Annotated in this window: 20 protein-coding genes and 1 pseudogene; 19 read left to right on the top strand and 2 right to left on the bottom strand. The window is 40.8% G+C overall.

Annotation, left to right across the window (positions count from 1 at the left end):
* The first annotated feature begins 1 nt into the window (after nt 1).
* The 16 genes from sctY (at nt 2) to B0X70_RS18460 (ending at nt 11,740) form a co-directional block, all read left to right on the top strand.
* Entirely contained in the window at nt 2-331 is a 330-nt protein-coding gene (sctY, locus tag B0X70_RS18530; protein WP_217470082.1) for a type III secretion apparatus assembly chaperone SctY, read from the top strand.
* Nucleotides 328-2,445, top strand: coding sequence for a type III secretion system export apparatus subunit SctV (sctV, locus tag B0X70_RS18525; RefSeq protein WP_217470081.1), 2,118 nt, complete (start codon nt 328-330; stop codon nt 2,443-2,445). Before sctY ends, sctV begins: the two co-directional genes overlap by 4 nt.
* Nucleotides 2,442-2,876 carry an LcrR family type III secretion system chaperone gene (locus B0X70_RS18520; protein WP_217470079.1) on the top strand — a complete coding sequence of 145 codons (435 nt, stop codon included), beginning with the start codon at nt 2,442-2,444 and terminating at the stop codon, nt 2,874-2,876. The genes sctV and B0X70_RS18520 overlap by 4 nt, the downstream gene beginning before the upstream one ends.
* A gap of 40 nt (nt 2,877-2,916) precedes the next feature.
* Nucleotides 2,917-3,195, top strand: a complete 279-nt coding sequence (locus tag B0X70_RS18515; protein ID WP_040150136.1) for an LcrG family type III secretion system chaperone — start codon at nt 2,917-2,919, stop codon at nt 3,193-3,195.
* An 11-nt stretch (nt 3,196-3,206) separates the two neighbouring features.
* Complete coding sequence (locus tag B0X70_RS18510) at nt 3,207-4,124, top strand: virulence-associated V antigen (protein WP_040150139.1); 918 nt, start codon at nt 3,207-3,209, stop codon at nt 4,122-4,124.
* 9 nt (nt 4,125-4,133) lie between these two features.
* Nucleotides 4,134-4,643 (top strand): SycD/LcrH family type III secretion system chaperone, encoded by a 510-nt coding sequence (locus B0X70_RS18505; RefSeq protein ID WP_217470078.1) that lies wholly within the window; start codon nt 4,134-4,136, stop codon nt 4,641-4,643.
* The gene (sctE, locus tag B0X70_RS18500; protein ID WP_217470077.1) at nt 4,624-5,856 is read left to right on the top strand and encodes a type III secretion system translocon subunit SseC family protein; all 1,233 of its coding nucleotides are present in this window, start codon (nt 4,624-4,626) and stop codon (nt 5,854-5,856) included. The genes B0X70_RS18505 and sctE overlap by 20 nt, the downstream gene beginning before the upstream one ends.
* A gap of 11 nt (nt 5,857-5,867) precedes the next feature.
* Nucleotides 5,868-6,758, top strand: coding sequence for a YopD family type III secretion system translocon subunit (locus B0X70_RS18495; RefSeq protein ID WP_040150143.1), 891 nt, complete (start codon nt 5,868-5,870; stop codon nt 6,756-6,758).
* Nucleotides 6,759-7,000: 242 nt separating this feature from the next.
* Nucleotides 7,001-7,129 carry a hypothetical protein gene (locus tag B0X70_RS25625; protein ID WP_256448142.1) on the top strand — a complete coding sequence of 43 codons (129 nt, stop codon included), beginning with the start codon at nt 7,001-7,003 and terminating at the stop codon, nt 7,127-7,129.
* Nucleotides 7,126-7,572, top strand: coding sequence for a type III secretion system chaperone (locus B0X70_RS18490; protein WP_269468748.1), 447 nt, complete (start codon nt 7,126-7,128; stop codon nt 7,570-7,572). The genes B0X70_RS25625 and B0X70_RS18490 overlap by 4 nt, the downstream gene beginning before the upstream one ends.
* Nucleotides 7,569-7,802, top strand: a complete 234-nt coding sequence (locus B0X70_RS18485) for a T3SS regulon translocated regulator ExsE family protein (RefSeq protein WP_105397681.1) — start codon at nt 7,569-7,571, stop codon at nt 7,800-7,802. Before B0X70_RS18490 ends, B0X70_RS18485 begins: the two co-directional genes overlap by 4 nt.
* Nucleotides 7,799-8,188, top strand: a complete 390-nt coding sequence (locus B0X70_RS18480) for a YscW family type III secretion system pilotin (RefSeq protein ID WP_217470076.1) — start codon at nt 7,799-7,801, stop codon at nt 8,186-8,188. Before B0X70_RS18485 ends, B0X70_RS18480 begins: the two co-directional genes overlap by 4 nt.
* Nucleotides 8,189-8,783: 595 nt before the next feature.
* A complete protein-coding gene (locus tag B0X70_RS18475) occupies nt 8,784-9,770 on the top strand; it encodes a glycosyltransferase (protein WP_217470074.1) in 987 nt (328 codons plus the stop codon).
* 773 nt (nt 9,771-10,543) lie between these two features.
* The gene (locus B0X70_RS18470; RefSeq protein WP_036775333.1) at nt 10,544-10,870 is read left to right on the top strand and encodes a phage holin, lambda family; all 327 of its coding nucleotides are present in this window, start codon (nt 10,544-10,546) and stop codon (nt 10,868-10,870) included.
* Between the two features lie 9 nt (nt 10,871-10,879).
* Nucleotides 10,880-11,281, top strand: a complete 402-nt coding sequence (locus B0X70_RS18465; RefSeq protein WP_036775334.1) for a structural protein — start codon at nt 10,880-10,882, stop codon at nt 11,279-11,281.
* 9 nt (nt 11,282-11,290) lie between these two features.
* Nucleotides 11,291-11,740 (top strand): lysis protein, encoded by a 450-nt coding sequence (locus B0X70_RS18460; protein ID WP_105394534.1) that lies wholly within the window; start codon nt 11,291-11,293, stop codon nt 11,738-11,740.
* 88 nt (nt 11,741-11,828) lie between these two features.
* On the opposite strand, the gene B0X70_RS18455 is transcribed toward B0X70_RS18460, so the two are convergent.
* Nucleotides 11,829-12,224 carry a VOC family protein gene (locus B0X70_RS18455; RefSeq protein ID WP_046395133.1) on the bottom strand — a complete coding sequence of 132 codons (396 nt, stop codon included), beginning with the start codon at nt 12,222-12,224 and terminating at the stop codon, nt 11,829-11,831.
* A gap of 669 nt (nt 12,225-12,893) precedes the next feature.
* Here B0X70_RS18455 and B0X70_RS18450 point away from each other — a divergent pair.
* From B0X70_RS18450 to B0X70_RS18440, 3 genes are all read left to right on the top strand, one after another.
* Nucleotides 12,894-14,039, top strand: a complete 1,146-nt coding sequence (locus B0X70_RS18450) for a polysaccharide export protein (protein WP_217470073.1) — start codon at nt 12,894-12,896, stop codon at nt 14,037-14,039.
* On the top strand, nt 14,039-14,467 hold the full coding sequence (locus B0X70_RS18445; protein WP_036809197.1) for an arsenate reductase/protein-tyrosine-phosphatase family protein: 429 nt from the start codon (nt 14,039-14,041) through the stop codon (nt 14,465-14,467). Before B0X70_RS18450 ends, B0X70_RS18445 begins: the two co-directional genes overlap by 1 nt.
* Before the next feature lie 71 nt (nt 14,468-14,538).
* Nucleotides 14,539-16,686 carry a polysaccharide biosynthesis tyrosine autokinase gene (locus tag B0X70_RS18440; protein ID WP_217470071.1) on the top strand — a complete coding sequence of 716 codons (2,148 nt, stop codon included), beginning with the start codon at nt 14,539-14,541 and terminating at the stop codon, nt 16,684-16,686.
* A 93-nt stretch (nt 16,687-16,779) separates the two neighbouring features.
* Here the strand turns inward: B0X70_RS18440 and B0X70_RS18435 are convergent.
* A pseudogene (locus tag B0X70_RS18435) lies at nt 16,780-18,368 on the bottom strand (FGGY-family carbohydrate kinase).
* Between the last annotated feature and the right edge of the window lie 6 nt (nt 18,369-18,374).

Here is an 18,374-nt window from a genome sequence, read left to right as displayed (position 1 = left end):
CATGACTCTCAGTGCTAAACAGCAGAGCGCCCTGTTGCTGCTCGGCTGGCTACAACTTCAATACGGTCATCCTGACCGAGCGCGTATTTTATTGGATGCATTACTGGCTTTGCATCCAGAACATCAGGAAGGGCGTCGCGCCTTGGTGGTTTCATTACTTAAACTGCAAGAGGGGAGCGCGGCAAAAGAACATTGCACTCTCTTACAAGAACAGGGCGAACAAAACGCAGCCCTCTGGCTTTGTGTTAGCCGCGCTTGTCAACAGGAGGGGAACCTGGAAGAAGCGCGTAGTGCTTATCAACGTTATCTCGCTCAAGGGGCGCTATTATGAGCCGTGGGTTTGAGTTATTGCGTCTGATTGGCGAGCGTAAAGACATCATGTTGGCGATATTGTTGCTAGCCGTAGTTTTCATGATGGTGTTGCCGCTTCCGCCTATCCTGCTTGACATTTTGATCGCCATTAATATGACCATCTCGGTGGTGCTCATGATGATGGCGGTCTATATCAATTCCCCCTTACAGTTTTCCGCTTTTCCTGCGGTCTTACTGGTGACAACGCTATTTCGTCTGGCGCTTTCAGTCAGTACCACCCGGATGATCCTCCTGCAAGCAGATGCCGGTAAGATAGTCTATACCTTCGGTAATTTCGTTGTCGGCGGCAACCTGATTGTCGGGATAGTGATCTTTCTGATCATCACCATTGTACAATTTATCGTCATAACCAAAGGTTCGGAACGCGTAGCTGAGGTGAGCGCCCGCTTTTCTCTTGATGCCATGCCCGGTAAACAGATGAGTATCGACGGAGATATGCGTGCCGGCGTTATTGACGTCAATGAAGCCAGAGAGAGGCGCAGCATTATCGAAAAAGAGAGCCAGATGTTTGGTTCGATGGATGGTGCGATGAAATTTGTTAAGGGTGATGCGATTGCAAGTCTCCTCATCATCTTTGTCAACATTTTGGGTGGGATAACCATAGGCGTCACCCAGAAAGGAATGTCGGCGGCTGATGCATTGCAGCTCTACGCTATTTTGACCGTTGGTGATGGTATGGTCTCTCAGGTTCCGGCGCTATTGATCGCTATCACCGCAGGTATCATTGTTACCCGGGTTTCGTCGGAAGACGCTTCGGATCTGGGTAATGAGATCGGCGAGCAGGTTGTTGCCCAACCAAAGGCACTGCTGATTGGCGGCGTTTTATTGGTGCTATTTGGCCTTATTCCCGGATTCCCTACATTAACCTTCTTCATGCTTGCACTGGTGGTGGCAGGTGGCGGTTATTTGCTGTTCCAACGCCAGCGACAAGCCAGCGCCAGCCAGGAAACGGATCTTCCTAGCCTATTAGCCCAAGGAGCAGGCGCTCCGGCAGCCAAACCTAAACCCAAAAGCGGTAGTAAGGCCAAAGCTGGCAAGCTTAGTGAGAAAGAGGAATTTGCGATGACGGTTCCTTTGCTTATTGATGTGGACGCGGGATTACAGGCTGAACTGGAAGCTATTTCACTGAATGATGAATTAATACGGGTACGACGCGCCCTCTATTTGGATTTAGGGGTACCATTTCCGGGTATCCACTTACGCTTTAATGAGGGAATGAAGGAGGGGGAATACCTGATCCAGCTACAAGAGGTGCCTGTTGCTCGTGGTCGGCTGCGTTCATCACATTTGCTGGTGCAGGAACCGGTCAGTCAGTTGGAATTGTTGGTTATTCCTTATGAAGAGGGGGAACCGCTATTGCCTAATCAGCCAACCCTGTGGGTGGCCGAAGCACATCAGGAACGTTTGGCGAAGTCCGGGCTGGCGTTTTTATCCATGTCTCAGGTAATCACCTGGCATTTGTCACATGTGTTGCGGGAGTACGCCGAAGATTTTATTGGCGTGCAGGAAACCCGTTATCTTCTGGAACAGATGGAGGGGAGTTATGGTGAATTAGTCAAGGAGGCCATGCGCATAATTCCATTGCAGCGGATGACTGAGATATTGCAGCGGCTGGTCGGTGAGGACATCTCTATTCGTAATACACGTACGATTCTCGAAGCTATGGTGGTGTGGGGGCAGAAGGAGAAAGATGTAGTGCAATTAACGGAATATATTCGCAGTAGTCTCAAGCGTTACATTTGTTACAAGTATGCTAATGGTAACAATATCCTGCCCGCCTATTTATTGGATCAACAGGTAGAGGAGCAGATCCGGAGTGGTATTCGTCAAACGAGCGCAGGTAGTTATCTGGCGCTGGACCCAGCGGTGACGCAAAGTTTCCTTGAACAGATGAAGAAAACAGTGGGCGATTTAACACAAATGCAGAATAAGCCAGTGTTAATCGTATCAATGGATATTCGTCGCTATGTCCGTAAGTTAATTGAAGGTGATCACCACGGCTTGCCGGTACTCTCGTATCAAGAGTTGACTCAACAGATCAATATCCAACCTCTTGGCAGGGTGTGCCTATGAACCATGATCCACTTACACCTTGGTTTGAGGAGCGGGGTTATTCGGTTCACCCTCACTATATGGGAAGTAGCGCGATCCCTCTTGGTTGGCGTGTGTGGTATGAAGATTGTGAAATTGCCTGGCGCTATGATGCGCCGCGAGTTTGGATCATCATGTTACGTCGCACCCGGCAGCGCCGGGGGCTTGCTAATCCATTTGCGCCTCTTTATCTGTTGGCGACAGCAACGATGGCAGTGCTTGGGCCGGATAGCCGGCTTTATGGTCAAGTTAATACTTTGGTTGACTCTCCCCTTAATGATGAACGTTTGGCCCGGTTCTACCATCGCTGGACCGGTGCGAGTGAGGTGGCGCCTGGCTGGTTTGAGTTAGAAGCCAGTTGCGTTATATCGCTACATCAAATGAGAAAACAACAAAAAAAAGTCCAACTTTGACAGGAAGAAGCAATATCTCTCTTTATTATAGGAGTCACTGATGCAAGAGGAACCCAACGCCAAAGTACTGCAAGCTGCTGAGGCGGCCATTAAAGACAGTGATCACAGACTGCAACTATTGCAGGAGATGTGGCAGTCTCTTGGCATCAACCCAAGTGTGGGTACAGAACTGTTTGGTCATGCTGACGTTACTTTGGCTCAGAATGCTGAGCAAGAGTTGCTGACAGAAGTTAATCGCTTACGAAGCAACCAACCTCCCTCTTTGGAAGAGGGAAAGCGTCTCCGTCGCCCACCTCGTATGCGTGGCATTATTGTATAAGGAGTTTGAAGGTGGAAATTAGGCCATATCAAAATGACCCACAGCTTTTTTTGAAAGATCTGAACGGGGTTTCGCTAGAGCAATTACAAGGTTCTGGATCTTCGAAGCTTGATGAATTGGTTGAGCTTATTCTTGAGAAGAAGATCAAGATTGAATCTGGTTCTGTTGTTATCACTAACGATAAAGAACTCCTGAAAAAACTGATTGCCTATTTTCTGCCAGCGGACGCTGTTGTTAAAGGTGGTCACTTAGATAGCCAAATAAAAAATGGGATCGAAAATCTTAAATCTTTCTTGAATAGTTCAGCATTAAAAACTTGGACATTAAAAGATTTTCTGGCTGCGGTTCATTTTAATTTAACGCCGGATCGTCTTGATGATGATGTAATCGATATATTCGTTTCTGTTATGTCAGGTCATGATAAAAAACGACTTGAGTTACGTGATGAATTGGCTACATTGACCGCAGAGTTAAAGGTTTACAGTGTTATTCAATCGGAGATTAATGCGAAATTAGCAGCTAATGGGACGCTTAATATTACCGATTCCGATTCCTTCAATTTATTGGATCATAAGAAATATGGTTTTAGTGATCAGGCTGCTTTTGAGAAAAGTGCTGAATATAAGCTATTAAAGAAGATATCTTCTGACCCTAAAATTTCTATTAAGATATTTTTAGAAAGTCCCAATAAGCAAAGTGGCGCTATGACAGGTCTGGAGGATTCATATAAATATGACAAGGAAAATAATAAGTTAGCCAATTTCTCTACTTCGGTTAATGATCGTGTAAATCCGTTAAACAATACTGTCCAGGAAAAAACAACACGCTTAAATGAGGCGAGTTCCCGTTATAACGCGGCTATTGAGGCGTTAAACCGTTTTATTCAAAAGTATGACAGCATCATGCGCAATATTCTCGGCGCAATTTAAGGAATGATTATGGAGCATCAAGAAACATCAACGACTTCTGACCAATATGCACAAGAGCTGGAATCTTTTCTTCATGATGGCGGCACCCTTGCCATGTTGAAAGATATTTCTAGTGATACGTTGGAGCAACTTTACTCATTAGCATTCAACCAGTATCAGTCAGGCAAATGGCAGGATGCACATAAGATATTCCAGGCTTTGTGTATGTTGGATCACTATGATTCCCGGTTCTTCCTTGGATTGGGCGCGTGCCGTCAGGCAATGGGGCAACTGGAGCAGGCGATTCAAAGCTATAGCTACGGAGCGATGCTTGATATTAATGAGCCCCGTTTTCCATTTCATGCTGCCGAATGTCTCCTGCAATTAGGAGAACTTGATGGGGCTGAGAGTGGCTTCTACTCGGCTCAACAACTTGCGGCAGCTTTGCCGGAACAGGCTGCTTTAGCTGCCAGTTCCAGTGCAATGTTAGAAGCCATCACAATAAAAAGGACTCAGAAAGATGATTCCGATAACAAATGATTACCGAGTTTCTCAACCGGAAAGGAGTCTACTGGTTGATGATATCTCTGTGGCTACACCCCCTAAAGGAGAGCAACTTGTTACGCCTAGCCAGGCAAGTAACTTGTCGGCTGATGTAGCTAAGTCACGAAGGGTATCATTGCCAGCGCCATTGGCGGTGAGTAATGCTCGCCTTGGGCGAGAAGAAATGGTTAAGCTCGAATCGATTATACAAGAGTCCAAGCAGGCTACAGGGCTGATAAAGGAACTGACAACGAAGCTGACAGGAACGTCGCTGCTGTCTTCTCTAGTATTGTCCTCATCTGAGGCGATAGAGATTGAATTGGGCAAATTGACCAGCGAGATCGAGCGTAATCAAACAAAGTTAAAGATCCAAGATATCCAGCGGGCGCGTCAGGAAAGCTTGCAGAAAATGGATGAGAACCAGCAGAAGATTAAAGAAGCTGAAAATTCTGCTAAAGAGGCGCAGAAATCTGGATTGTTTTCTAAGATCTTTGGCTGGATCAGTGCGATTGCTTCAATTGTGGTTGGCGCAATTATGGTTGCTACTGGTGTTGGTGCGGTAGCAGGCGCTTTGCTGATTGCCGGAGGAGTAATGGGGGTGGCCTCTCAAGGACTACAAGAAGCGGCTAAAGCGGGTTTAATCAGCAAGGAAACCATGAAATGGCTGGGCCCAGCAATGATGGCGATTGAGATTATAGTGTCTTTGGCGGCGCTGGCAGTCAGTTTTGGCGGCTCGGCAGTCGGAATGATAGCCAAGATGGGCGCTAAGATGGGCAAAGCAGTTGCTGACGTGGCATCTAAGGTTGGTAGTAAAGTTGTAGAGGTAGGGGCTAAGGTGGCGGCTGAGGTAGCATCCAAGGTCGCAGTAAAGGCGGCGGAGTTTTCTGCAAAAGTTGCTGGTACGGCGGCAAATACTATGGCTCGTAGCTTGAAAGTGGGCATGCAGGCGAGTGATTTGGTGGTTGATGTTGCTAATGGCGCCGCTCAAACTGTCAATACAGCCTTCCAGAGTAAAGCGGCTAACCGACAAGCTGATGTACAGCTTTCACGTAGTGAATTGACCGCGTTTCAGGCTGTTATGGACAGGCTTAAAGAGGAGTTGTCCCAAATGGTAGAGTCTTTCCAACATGTGATGGAAATGATTTTCCAGATGCTCAATGCCAGGGGAGACATGATAAATAACCTTGCCAGCCGACCACAGGAAATTTAGGGAGTAAGAAGATGGAAGCTATTAATAATATCAATAGTTCTCAGGTGAACAGTGTCAATAATAGTGTTGATATTGTAACTGACAAAATCTCCATGCCGACACCAACAGCACATGAAGCTGCTATTCAACAGCCGGAAAGAATTAGGCTCACGGATAAGGTTGAATTGATTGTACCGAAACAGGGTTTCGATCCCAGTCGCTTAGGAAATGTCGGACAAGAATTAAATAATACGCTAGATATGATGTCGCTGCTGTTTGAGATTGCAAAGAGGATGCGTGAACTGGGTATTTTGCAGCGTGACACTGAGAATAAAGCGTCCATTGATGCTCAGAAGTCACAAGTGGATGAGATGCGACGTAGCGCCAAGTTGATGATTGCTATGGCAGTGGTTTCAGGCTTAATGACGATTGGTTCGGGGCTGATAGGTGGTTTTTCTTCCGCTAAAAATAGTCAAGCGATTAAGCAGCAGAAGACGTTGGAAGGTAATATTGCTGGTCGTAACGAATTAATTGATCTTAAGTTGGAACAGCTAGGTAAGAGTAGCGATGCGGATCGGGCAGCAATTGGTAGAGTATGGAATGTAGCACAAGATGCTGACAAGAGTGCTCTGAAATCTATTACCTTGGTTTTTGAAAGTCGTAACAGCAAGCAGCAGTTCCTAAGTTCAGTGATGAAATCTTTAGAGAGTATGTCCAATAATTCGGTGCAGGTAGAACAGGGACTTTCTCAGGCTAAAGCTAAAGAACATGAAGTGGATTCGTCTATTTCTCAACATGAAAAACAGAAGAGTGAAGATCAGATCTCATTGAATAACAATTTTATGAGAGAGGTTTTGCAATTGATACAGCAGCTTTATCAGAGTCATGTCCAAGCATGGCGTGCGGCGACTGGCGTGGTGTAATGCTAGCGAATAAGTCTGAGTGCACCGAGAGGTGCGCTCTTATCGATGGATGCTGCTATTTAAGCTCGTTTTTAAAATCTACTAATAGCGTTAAAGGTAAAAGTATAGAAAAGCGAAAATACCCAATTAAGATTTCAATCTTTGACAGGCAGAACGTGTTAAGGAAAAAAAGCACGCTCCTATGCTCTGGTGTTTGGTTTTTGATAATCACCGGAGTGACCTTTTTATTAAAAGAATTGCCCTTGAGTGACAGAGGCACAAAAGATGATGGTAGTAAACTGGCCCCCTTTTCTGCGGGAGTAACCCGTTTGTTTGACCATTCGGTAGTTCAAGTTGGTCTGATTGCCTTCTCTAGCAGGAGTAACCCATGATGGATGTGATAGCCATCGTCAACCAAGTTTTGTCTGAATTTGCTGTTAAATTCGGCTTGCCGCACCTGGCTTTAAATCATGAAGGTGTGGCCGCTCTCTGTTTTGATGAGCACCTTCATCTCTCTTTGATCTTAATTCCTGAACGCGACCAGCTCGTTTTACAGATAGATGTAGCTGATATCACTGCGGTTGGAGAAGGGATTTTCCGTCAATTAGCCAGTTTTAATCGTCATTGGTATCAGTTTGATCTTCATTTTGGTTTTGATGAGTCAACGCTAATGGTACAGCTTTATCGGCAGATGTCAGCTAGTCGGCTAAATTTGGCTCTCTTTGAAGAAAGCCTTTCAAGTATGTTGGATCATGCTGAGTTTTGGCTGGAGTTATTGCAGGCTCAACTTCCGGCTGACTCTCAACAGCGCGAATCTTTGGGAATGCGAGTATGAAAATTGAAAATTCGTTACCCATTCATTTAACAAGCGTGCCCCATGAAAATAATAGTCTTTGTTGCGGCCGTCAGGTTACTTTGGGACACATACCGCAAAATGTTAATGAGCCACTTTCTGTGGTGCTAAGTAGAGGTCTTGTCGTAGGGCTTGAACATGAGACAACATTGCAGCGTTTGTTGGATGGGCAGCATACCCCGTTGTCACAACGCAGGATCAGCCTGCCGTGACCAAAATAGGGCTGGTCTTGTTGTGCTTGCTGATTACTGGTTGTGTCAGTGAAGTAGTCAAGCATGATGCATCACGGTTGATTGAGGGAGATGTGACCATGCCGGTTTCTCTGCCTAAAACGGCAGACGTTGAGGTGTCGTTGCTTACTGTGGTTGAAGGTAAAGTATTGACAGTGGGTGAGATGTATTATCGCTTGGACATGTTACCCCTCACTTTTTCTATGCGTTTAAGCCCACAGTTTTCTCATAGTGAGCTATTCTTAAGGACTCGTTTACGTTGGGATGGGAAACGAGCGGTACAGGCGAAAAGCCAACAACGAATTGTTGCAGGAAAAAGGATTATAGTGCAGTTGTCTCCTTTAGCGTGTTATCCAGAATGTTTATGAGTTTTAAATATTTCTCCATTAATAAATAAGGCAATAATTATTGCCTTTTAAATTTTTAAATGCCATTTGATTATAGGTTAAATAAGAGTAGTATCTACTATAATATCTATTTTAATATTATTTTCTAATTAGGTCATGATAAGCTTTACATCTATTATATTATTATAGCTAGTAAATATAGTTAATGTTTTTCGCCCTTCTCTATTGTTTTATTCTATTTCTTATTTTTGATTACATTTGTTTTTTTACCTTAAAATATTTAATTGTATTTATATGTGTAAGATTACAGTAATCTTAGTAAATCAAAAATATTCTGTTGATTTTATCTGCTACATTTACCGATTTATTTAAACTGTTCCAATAGGTTTGGATGAATGTTTCTATCTTTACAAGAGACGGTAATGTGTAAATTACAGATATATTCTTTCATCATTATCACACTTAATTATCTTCTTTTTGATGAAAATTTTAATCCCATCTATAACTGATGCTTAAAATATTGTATGGTCTGTGAATAGCAATGGGGAAAAGGCACATTTTTACTATGAAAATAATGTTCTTATCAAAAACAACTAATTCATTAAAAGGACTATAGATGTTTCAGTTTGATATTACTATCATTATCCCGCTATTTAATAATGAAAGTTATATAGCCTGTTTGTTAGATTCAATATCTGCGCAAGAAAATATTAATTTTGAGGTTGTCATTATTAATGATGGATCAACGGATAATAGCTTAGAAGTCATTAATGAATACAAAAAAAGAGATAATAGAATACGGATCTTTAATCAAGAAAATCGTGGTGTTTCAATAGCTAGAAATGATGGCATAAAGTATGCGAGAGGAGAGTGGATTTTATTTGTTGATAGTGACGACTGGTTGAAACCGCAAACATTAAGAAAATGGCTTGATCAAGCTATTGAACAGAAATTAGATGTGTTAATTGGCAATGGAGTCAGTTTCATAGAAGATCCATTCTCACAGGAGAATAAAAGAATAACACGTAGGCAACCTTATGGCAGGATATTAACGGGTAAAGAGTGGATAGAATATTGTGTTGAATGTAGGGAATGGCCACATTTTGTTTGGTTACAACTTATTAAAAAGGAGCTGATTATAAATAACCAGCTAAGTTTTAAAGACAATACCCTTCACGAAGATATTTTATGGACCATTAATTTGTCACTTATTGCGAATCGAATTGGCTTTTGTGAGGAGTTATTATATTGTTATCGACATAATTTGGAATCAATAACTCGCTCAAAAGAAATTAAAAAATTATATCATCGGGCTGATAGCTATATTACTGTAGTTGATTCAATTATTAACATCTCAAAAGAAATTAAAGGTGAAAAGTCGTTAAGAAGATCACTGAGCCGTCATGCAATACGAGAGGTTGGCAGTTTTTTTATTTTGTATAGAAAAAGGATAAAAGATCCTGCCTTAAAAAAATTACTTGCGAAACGTTTTATTGAAAAAATTGCTTTGAGAGATTTATTGCCAGGTGTACATAATTATCATGAATTGTGGTTTATTATACGTTGTAATCTAATCTTAGTATTAAGGAGATTTATTGGCTAGTGGCTATGATATGTTAGATGCTCTATTTTTTTAATTGTTTTCACCTGATTACTTTGTCATTTCACAATCTATTGGGAAGGGTAATCCAACATTTAAGTTGGCGGTGAGGATATAAAATATTTTGGATATAATTGTTTGTTTGAGTAACAAAAATCTTCCTGTGAACGTTCATTTTTCCAGGTTAAATGATTGAAAATATCAGCATACATTTAGGGGTATTTGCGCAAATTGATAGAAACAAAGGTTTTTATATTAGGAAGAAAGATGGAGAAGTGATTTAGCCTTGATTTAGCGTTTATTTTGTTTTTAAATGAATCAGCAGAAATGAGATCACTATAACAAGATAAAAATACATTCCAGAGTTTAAGTGTATGGTGGTCATGTTGATACTTGAAAGTAGCAAGTTCAAGGCGAAGTAATAATTCTTTGCTTTTGATTGAAGGATGGATTATTGGGAAATTAAAAAATAGATAGAATATGGTTTCTTGTAGAATAATAGCTAACAGAAAGAGTATTGTTTAATTGGAATAGTTAATGCCTTAATAAATTATGTATCTGTTAATTATTATTATTCCCTTATACGTAATGACATACAACCAGAGTTTGTTGATGAGCTCGATATTATACTAAATGTAAGTAATCACCTTATAAAATTTAAGGCTGCGCTATGTGTGGCCTTTTCTTATTCTACTGATTTCGCAGTATTCCTATTAACTGAAATTTAAGGCTACACGGCAGCCTATGGATTCCCATTATATGAATGGGAGTAAAGGATGAAATACATGGATAAACAGCCTGACATCTGGATGCAGCTATGGGTATGGTTGCTGTCAGTCAAAGAACAAGGTATAGGAGCGGCACTGGCTGCCGCAATGGCTTATCTCAGAGGTCGATATAACGGCGGTAAATTTTGGACGTCAATTATGGATTCTATTATGTGTGCCATGATTGCTTGGTTTATCCGTGATGTGTTGAATTTTTTTGGTATGAGCACGGACTTGGCTTACATCGGCAGTGTGATTATTGGTTATCTGGGAACTGACTATTTTGGTCAGATCTTAAGAAAAGTTGTTAATAACAAAACAGGCAATAAACAGTAGGAGTGAATTATGAGCAGAGGTATTCGAAATAATAACCCTGGCAACATTCGTTGGGGTGATGACTGGCAAGGTTTGGTACCGGAATCACAACGTACCGATAAATCTTTCTGCCAGTTTGTCAGCCCTGAATATGGTATTCGGGCAATGATTAAAATTCTGCATAATTACAATCGGAAACATGGCCTTAAAACAGTGAAAGGTATCATTTCACGATGGGCTCCCCATAATGAAAATAATACTGATGCTTATATTAGCCATGTATGTAAAGACACTGAAGTGACTTGTGATCAGGTTGTTGATGTATTTAATGAAGTATTTATGACAAAGCTTCTTAAGTCCGTTATTACCATGGAAAATGGTAGTCAGCCTTATAGCAATGCGGTCATTGATAAAGCATTTTCACTTTTGTAGAGCGATATTATGAAGTTTAACTCTCATGGTTATACTGTTATTGCACTAGCGCTTGTCTCGCTTCTGGCTTACCACTATTACGGTAAGTATACCAAACAGCTTGATACGACAGTTAAGCTACAGAGTGAGTTGCTGGAGCAGCAGAATGAAATCGTTAATCAGCAGGAGCGGATAAGGCTCCTGTCTGAACTGGATAATCAGCATACAAAGGAGCTTGCTCATGCGAAATCTGAAATTGATGTGCTTCGCAACGATGTTGCCGCTGGTCATCGCCGGTTGCGCATCGCGGCCACCTGTAATCAAGGCAAAGCCGGTTCCTCCGGCAGCGTGGGCCATGCAGTCCCCCCACGACTTAACCCAGCAGCTGAACAAGATTATTTCGATCTCCGAAGAATGATTGTTGAGAACGAACAGCAAACGAAATACTTGCAAGAATATATCAAAACTCAGTGTCAATAGCTGAGTTTTGATAATGTTATTGCGTAATATAAAACAACGTAGGTATGGGTTGGTTATTAGGGCAAGTATGCTTAAGGTCGATTAATAATCAAACAGGGAATACTGTGTTTTGTAACACAACCCGATAACCATCAATATCTTCGAATGTTTTACCATCAATATCCCAATATGGGTTGTAAGAGGGGACTGCAATAAAGCCAGCGTTTTTCATTAATGATATCTGCTCTAACCATTCTGAATGGTCTGATATATAGAAGGCCAATAAATTGTCCTGCGTGGGGGATCTTCCTACTGTTGTGCCACGATGATGGGTAAATTCGAGATGCCAGAGATGGTTTGGATGCCCTAGAATAATACCATCAAAATTTTCATGATCTTCGAATTGCTCCAGGATAATAAATCCTAAACCTTGGCAGTACATTTCAGAAATTTTAGTTAAGTTGTCAGTTGGTCTGGCGATTCTTAGTATGGTTGATTTTTTCATGGTAATCCCAGTTGATAAAGTTTTTGTGGAATATGCCCAATTCTCGGATCTTCTATTGCTATATAAAACAATCGATAATGGTAGTTGATAAACGAGAAAAGTACAAAGTGGTGAGCTTCAAAATTAAAACAATCTAAAAATATTCGATACTACCGAGCTATTATTTATAATATGGCAAAATTTATGGTTTTATAATTGGAGTTTTTTGATAGGTTAGTTGGTTGTTTTTTTATTTTCTATCATCTTAATTACTAAAGTCTCTTATATGAACACGGATTTGATGTAAGTAGGTCCGTGTTTTTTCACAATGTTATCGAGAGTATGTATTCAGTTCCGATAAATTCTGATAAATATCTTCACTATTATTTTATGGGCCGCTCTTACTTTCTGTTTGCAATAATATCTTATAAGACATATTAAATAATAAAATAATTAATAAATTTACTACCTATTATTTAATGGCCTGAATTTTTCAAAGCCATTAAGTTGATTTCTATTGTTTTTACCAAGTGATACGACCAGTAGCCTAGTGTCTTGTGGCCCTTAAGCAAAATTTTTATATTATATTATATTTTATTATATTATAATCTAGTTTTGTTAGGGAGATTATAATTAATACTATTTTTCTGTATTCTTTTTTGTTTATTATTTTTTAAGGATAAATTTCTGATGAATATTAAGGAATTAATTATAGTTCTGGCGTTGTCCTGTTCTACACTATTAGGTGGTTGTACTGTTGTGCCTGGGAGTGGCCTTACTGTTTATAATAAAGAAATAATCAATGATGATGATAGTAACTATGATATTAATAATTTGGTAAACGTTTATCCAGTAACACCACAGTTAATTGAAAAGTTACGCGTGAATTCTGCTATTGCACGTCCTAATCCTGAATTAGATAAAGAGTTACAACAGTATGAATACCGTATTGGTGTTGGGGATGTCATTATGGTTACTGTTTGGGATCATCCTGAATTGACGATACCAGCCGGGCAATACCGTAGTGCCAGTGATACGGGAAACTGGGTGCATTCTGATGGAACGATTTTTTATCCCTATGTTGGTAAACTTCATGTAAAAGGGAAAACGGTCACTCAGGTGCGGACAATGATTACTGATAAGTTATCGAAGTACATCGAATCACCTCAAGTTGATGTTAATATTGCTGCTTTCCGTTCACAAAAAGCCTATGTAACAGGTGAAGTTGCTAGGTCTGCTCAACAACCTATCACTAACGTTCCTTTAACCATTATTGATGCGATCAACCATGCTGGCGGCTTAACCGAAAATGCTGATTGGAAGAGGATCATTTTGACTCATAAGGGAAAAGAGACGATTATTTCTCTTCAAGATTTAATGCAGAATGGTGATCTAAAGCAAAATCGTCTGCTCTATTCTGGCGATATTTTATATGTTCCCCGTAATGATGATTTGAAAGTGTTTGTTATGGGGGAGGTCAAAAAACAGACTACTCTGCGTATGGATCGCAGTGGAATGACTTTGACTGAAGCATTGGGTAATGCCGAAGGTATAGATCAATTATCAAGTGATGCTAATGGCATTTTTGTCATCCGTTCATTGCGTAATGTAACTGATAATAAAGGAAAAATAGCCAATATCTATCAGCTCAATGCTAAAGATGCAACGGCGTTGGTGTTGGGAACTGAGTTTAATTTGCAACCTTACGATATTGTCTATGTTACCAGTGCTCCAGTTGTTCGCTGGAATCGGGTTATCAATCAGTTGGTGCCAACGATATCAAGCATTAATAGCCTGACTGAAACAACTAAGTGGATTCGTAAGTGGCCGAATTAATGTTTAATTCTATTCTGGTCGTTTGTGTGGGTAATATCTGTCGATCTCCGACAGGAGAGCGTTTATTGCGGCAGATATTTCCTCAGAAAGAGATTTATTCTGCGGGGATATCTGCTTTGGCTGGTAATCCTGCAAATGAGCTTTCAAGTAGGGTTGCGGCTAAGTATGGATTGTCCTTGGATGGACATACAGCACGTCAACTAACCAGTGAATTATGCCAGCAGTCAAGCTTGATTTTGGTTATGGAAAAAAGACATATTGAAGCTGTAAATAGGATAAATCTAGGAGTCAGGGGGAAAACAATGCTTTTTGGCCATTGGTTAAATAAAATGGCAATTCCCGATCCATATAAGTCTGATATCGAGGTTTATGAATATGTGTATCAGTTATTATTTGAGAGTGCTAATAGTTGGCTTGGGAAATTATAACTTATAAGTATTTTCAAATTCTGGGTTTTCTATTCTTCATTACTTATCAATAAAGTAATTATAGGCTTTTTATGACTACATCAGATAAATCAAGTCACACTCATACGGATAGTGATGAAATTGATTTAGGCCGTCTTCTTAGTGCCTTATTCGATTATCGCTGGGTGATTGGTGGAATCACTCTATTGTTTACCATTATTGGCCTTTGTTATTCCTTGATTGCGACTCCGATATACAAGGCAAATGCTTTATTGCAGGTTGAAAAGAGAAGTAGTGCATTGCCTTTAATTGGCGACATGGCGGATATGCTTTCAGGAAGACCGTCAGATACATCGGCAGAATTGGAGTTATTAACTTCCCGAATGATATTGGGAAAGACGGTAAAGGATCTAAATTTGGATGTTCAGGTTACAGCGGATTATTTTCCTGTGATAGGTAAGGGAATTGCCCGTCTCCGTGGTATGCCAAAGCCAGATATTGTTATTAAACATTTTACAATATCACCCGAATATATGAACAAAGGGATAAAAATATATGTTGACGATTCAGAAAATTATCGGTTGCTGCTTGATGATCAAATTTTCCGCGGACAAGTGAACAAAGTATTTGATACTGATGGCATAAATTTGCTTATCTCAAATATTTCAGCTGCTCCGGGACAAAGTTTCACGTTGGTTAAACGGGGGCAATTGGGGGTTATTCGTGGGTTGCAACAAGCTTTGTGGGTAAAAGAAAAAGGTAATAGTACAGGTATTATTTCGCTTGAAATGGAAGGTGATGATCGTGCAAGAATAAAGTCAGTACTGGATAGTATTGGTAAAAATTACTTGCAACAAAATGTGACAAGAAAGACGGAAGAGGCTGAAAGTAGTCTTAATTTCTTAAAAAATCATTTACCTAAAGTTAAAATTGAACTCAATCGTTCTGAGGAGTTGCTTAACCAATATCGTCAAGCGAATGAATCTATCGATTTATCACTTGAAGCAAAGTCGGCTCTGGAAACATTAGTCCAAATTGAGAAACAGATTAATGAATTGACTTTCAGAGAAGCTGAATTACAGCAATTGTATACCAAACAACATCCTGCTTATGTTGCGTTGCTTGATAAACGTAAGACTTTGGTTGATACCAAAAAGGAGCTGAATCAGTCAATCAAACGGTTACCTAAAACACAGCAGGAAATTTTACGTTTGACCAGAGATGTTCAAGTTGGTCAAGAAATTTATGTGCAGTTACTCAATAAACAGCAAGAGTTGAATATCTTGAAAGCAGGGACAGTGGGTAATGTACGTATTATTGATGAAGCTATTGTAGAAAGTTCAGCGGTAAAACCGAAGAAGTCACTGATTATTGTATCTATGATGGTATTGGGGTTTATATTGTCTGCTGGATTGGTTTGCATACGAGTCATGTTTCGTAAAGGAATCGAAAGCCCTGAACAATTGGAAGAAATAGGTGTTTCCGTTTATGCCACTATTCCACTATCTGGGACTCAGATTAAACTTGAACAACAACAGAAAAAGCGAACTCATCGTCATAAATTACGGTTATTAGCGATTCAAGATCCCACAGATTTAGCTATTGAAGCATTACGTAGCCTTAGAACAACCTTGCATTTTTCAATGATGGAATCTGCAAATAAAATTATTCTTCTTTCAGGTTCTGCGCCTGAACTAGGAAAATCTTTTATTTCAGTAAACCTTGCTGCTGTATTGGCATTAAGTAATAAACGTGTGCTTTTAATCGATGCAGATATGAGAAGAGGTCGTTTACATAAGGTGTTGGAAAGTCCTCAATCTCTGGGGCTGTCTGAATATTTGGCTGGTCAGCATCAGATAAAAGAGATCATTACCAGAACTTACCTTACTGAGCTTGATTTTGTTAATCGAGGTGTTATTCCGCCTAATCCGTCGGAATTGCTTATGCATAACAAGCTTAAAGAATTATTATCTTGGGCAGAAGAGCATTATGATTATGTCTTGGTAGATACTCCTCCTATTTTGGCTGTAACTGATGCTGCGATTATTGGGAGATATGCAGGAACTTCATTGTTAATTGCTCGTTATCATAAAACAAGAGTTAAAGAAGTTAATATTGCTATTCGCCGGTTTAGACAAAATGGCATTCATGTTAAAGGTGTGTTGCTAAACGCGGTAGAGAAGAATTCTGGTCTCTATTATGATTATGGCGGATGTTATCAATACAGTTATAAGGATTGATCACCTTTCTCCGGCTTGTGGGGCCGGAGAAATTTTATCTAATGAGTTTTTATTCCTTTCATCTTATTATATACCTGCTTTTATCATTAAAAGTTAACCGCCGGTTTGCATGATTTCGTTATATCGTTGCTGGTCCCGGTACATTTGCAGATAGACCTGATATTTGGCTTGATGAAATGAAAATGTCTCTTTTTCCGGTTTGATAATGTTGCCGTCACGTACCATCGATTTCGCTGCTTGAGCGAAGTCGGTAAAGGAACCACAAGCAACGGCACCAAGCAGAGCAGAACCAAGATTGACAGCATCTTCTTCCTGAGTGAGATGGATTTCGCGCCCGGTGGCATTGGCATATTCACGTAACCATAGTGGGTTTTTAGTTGCGCCACCACATATAACTAGCCTGTTTATCTTATGCCCTGCTTCTATTAGTGCATCAATAATATGGCGGGTGCCATAAGCGATAGATTGCAGCGTTGCCAAGTAATGGCGGGCCAGAGCATCACGGCTATCTGCCAGCGTCAGCCCGCTGACCATTCCTTTGGCATTAGGGTTTGCCCTTGGTGAGCGGTTGCCGTGATGGTCACCTAAAATATGAAGTTGTGCGGTCGGGTATTTTTCTTGCTTTTCTAACTGTTCGACAGCTTCATTCAGTAGCTGGTAGTAATGGTGACCAGATTCCTTAGCTTCGATTTCTAGCTCCAGCCAGTTATTGTGTTGACGAATTGACCACTCAACTAATGCACCGGCGGCGCTTTGTCCACCTTCGTTGAGCCAATAACCGGGTAGCATAGCGCCGAAATAGGGGCCCCAAACCCCTGTAACCATGACAGGATAAGGACTGACAATCATATGGCAGTTTGAGGTACCACTGATAATGGCCAGACTGCCCTCTGGATTGGCGCCAGCCAGGGCCAATCCGCCGGCATGAGCGTCAATAATACCACCGGCGACGATGACTCCTGTGTGCAGCCCAAAATCTTTAGCCACTTCAACAGTCAGGTAACCTGCTTTTTCGCCAAGTTCAATGATGGTAGACGGAACTTTATTTATTAAATCTTCTAATCCCACATCATAAAGTAGTTTTTCGCTGAACTGTTTTTGATGAGCCAAATAGTTCCATTTACACGTGAGCGTGCAAATACTGGCTACATCAGCGGCAGTTGCTTTCCACACCAAAAATCAGCTAAATCAAAGAAACGCCAGATATCCTGATAACGTTGAGGAAAGTGGTTTTTTAGCCATAAGATTTTCGGTAGTTCCATTTCAGGGCTGATTTCACCACCTACATAGCAGAGTGCAGGGTCATTGGTTTGATTTATCGTGATGGCTTCCTTGATTGCCCGATGATCCATCCACATGATGATATCGTGTTCAGGATTGCCATTTTCGGTCACAGAAAGAGGACGTCCTTCTGTTGCTACAGCGACTAATGAACAGGTGGCATCGAAGCCGATTGATTTAACATCAATAGGATTAATATTTGCCAGTGCAATAGCTTCTCTTACTGTTGCACATACTTGCGCCCAGATATCAGTAGAAGATTGTTCAACAAAATCAGTTTTTGGGTGAAATTGCTGGATAGGGCGAGCAGAAAATGCATGCCGTTTACCGTGTTGGTCAAAAACCGCAGTACGGACACTGGCGGAGCCAACATCAACACCAATGAAATATTGTTGTTCCACCATGAG

It is taken from the genome of Photorhabdus akhurstii, from assembly GCF_019090985.1.
Lineage (GTDB): Bacteria > Pseudomonadota > Gammaproteobacteria > Enterobacterales > Enterobacteriaceae > Photorhabdus > Photorhabdus akhurstii.
The sequence above is the reverse complement of the archived record's forward strand: the minus strand, read 5'-3'. Positions and strand labels throughout refer to the sequence as shown.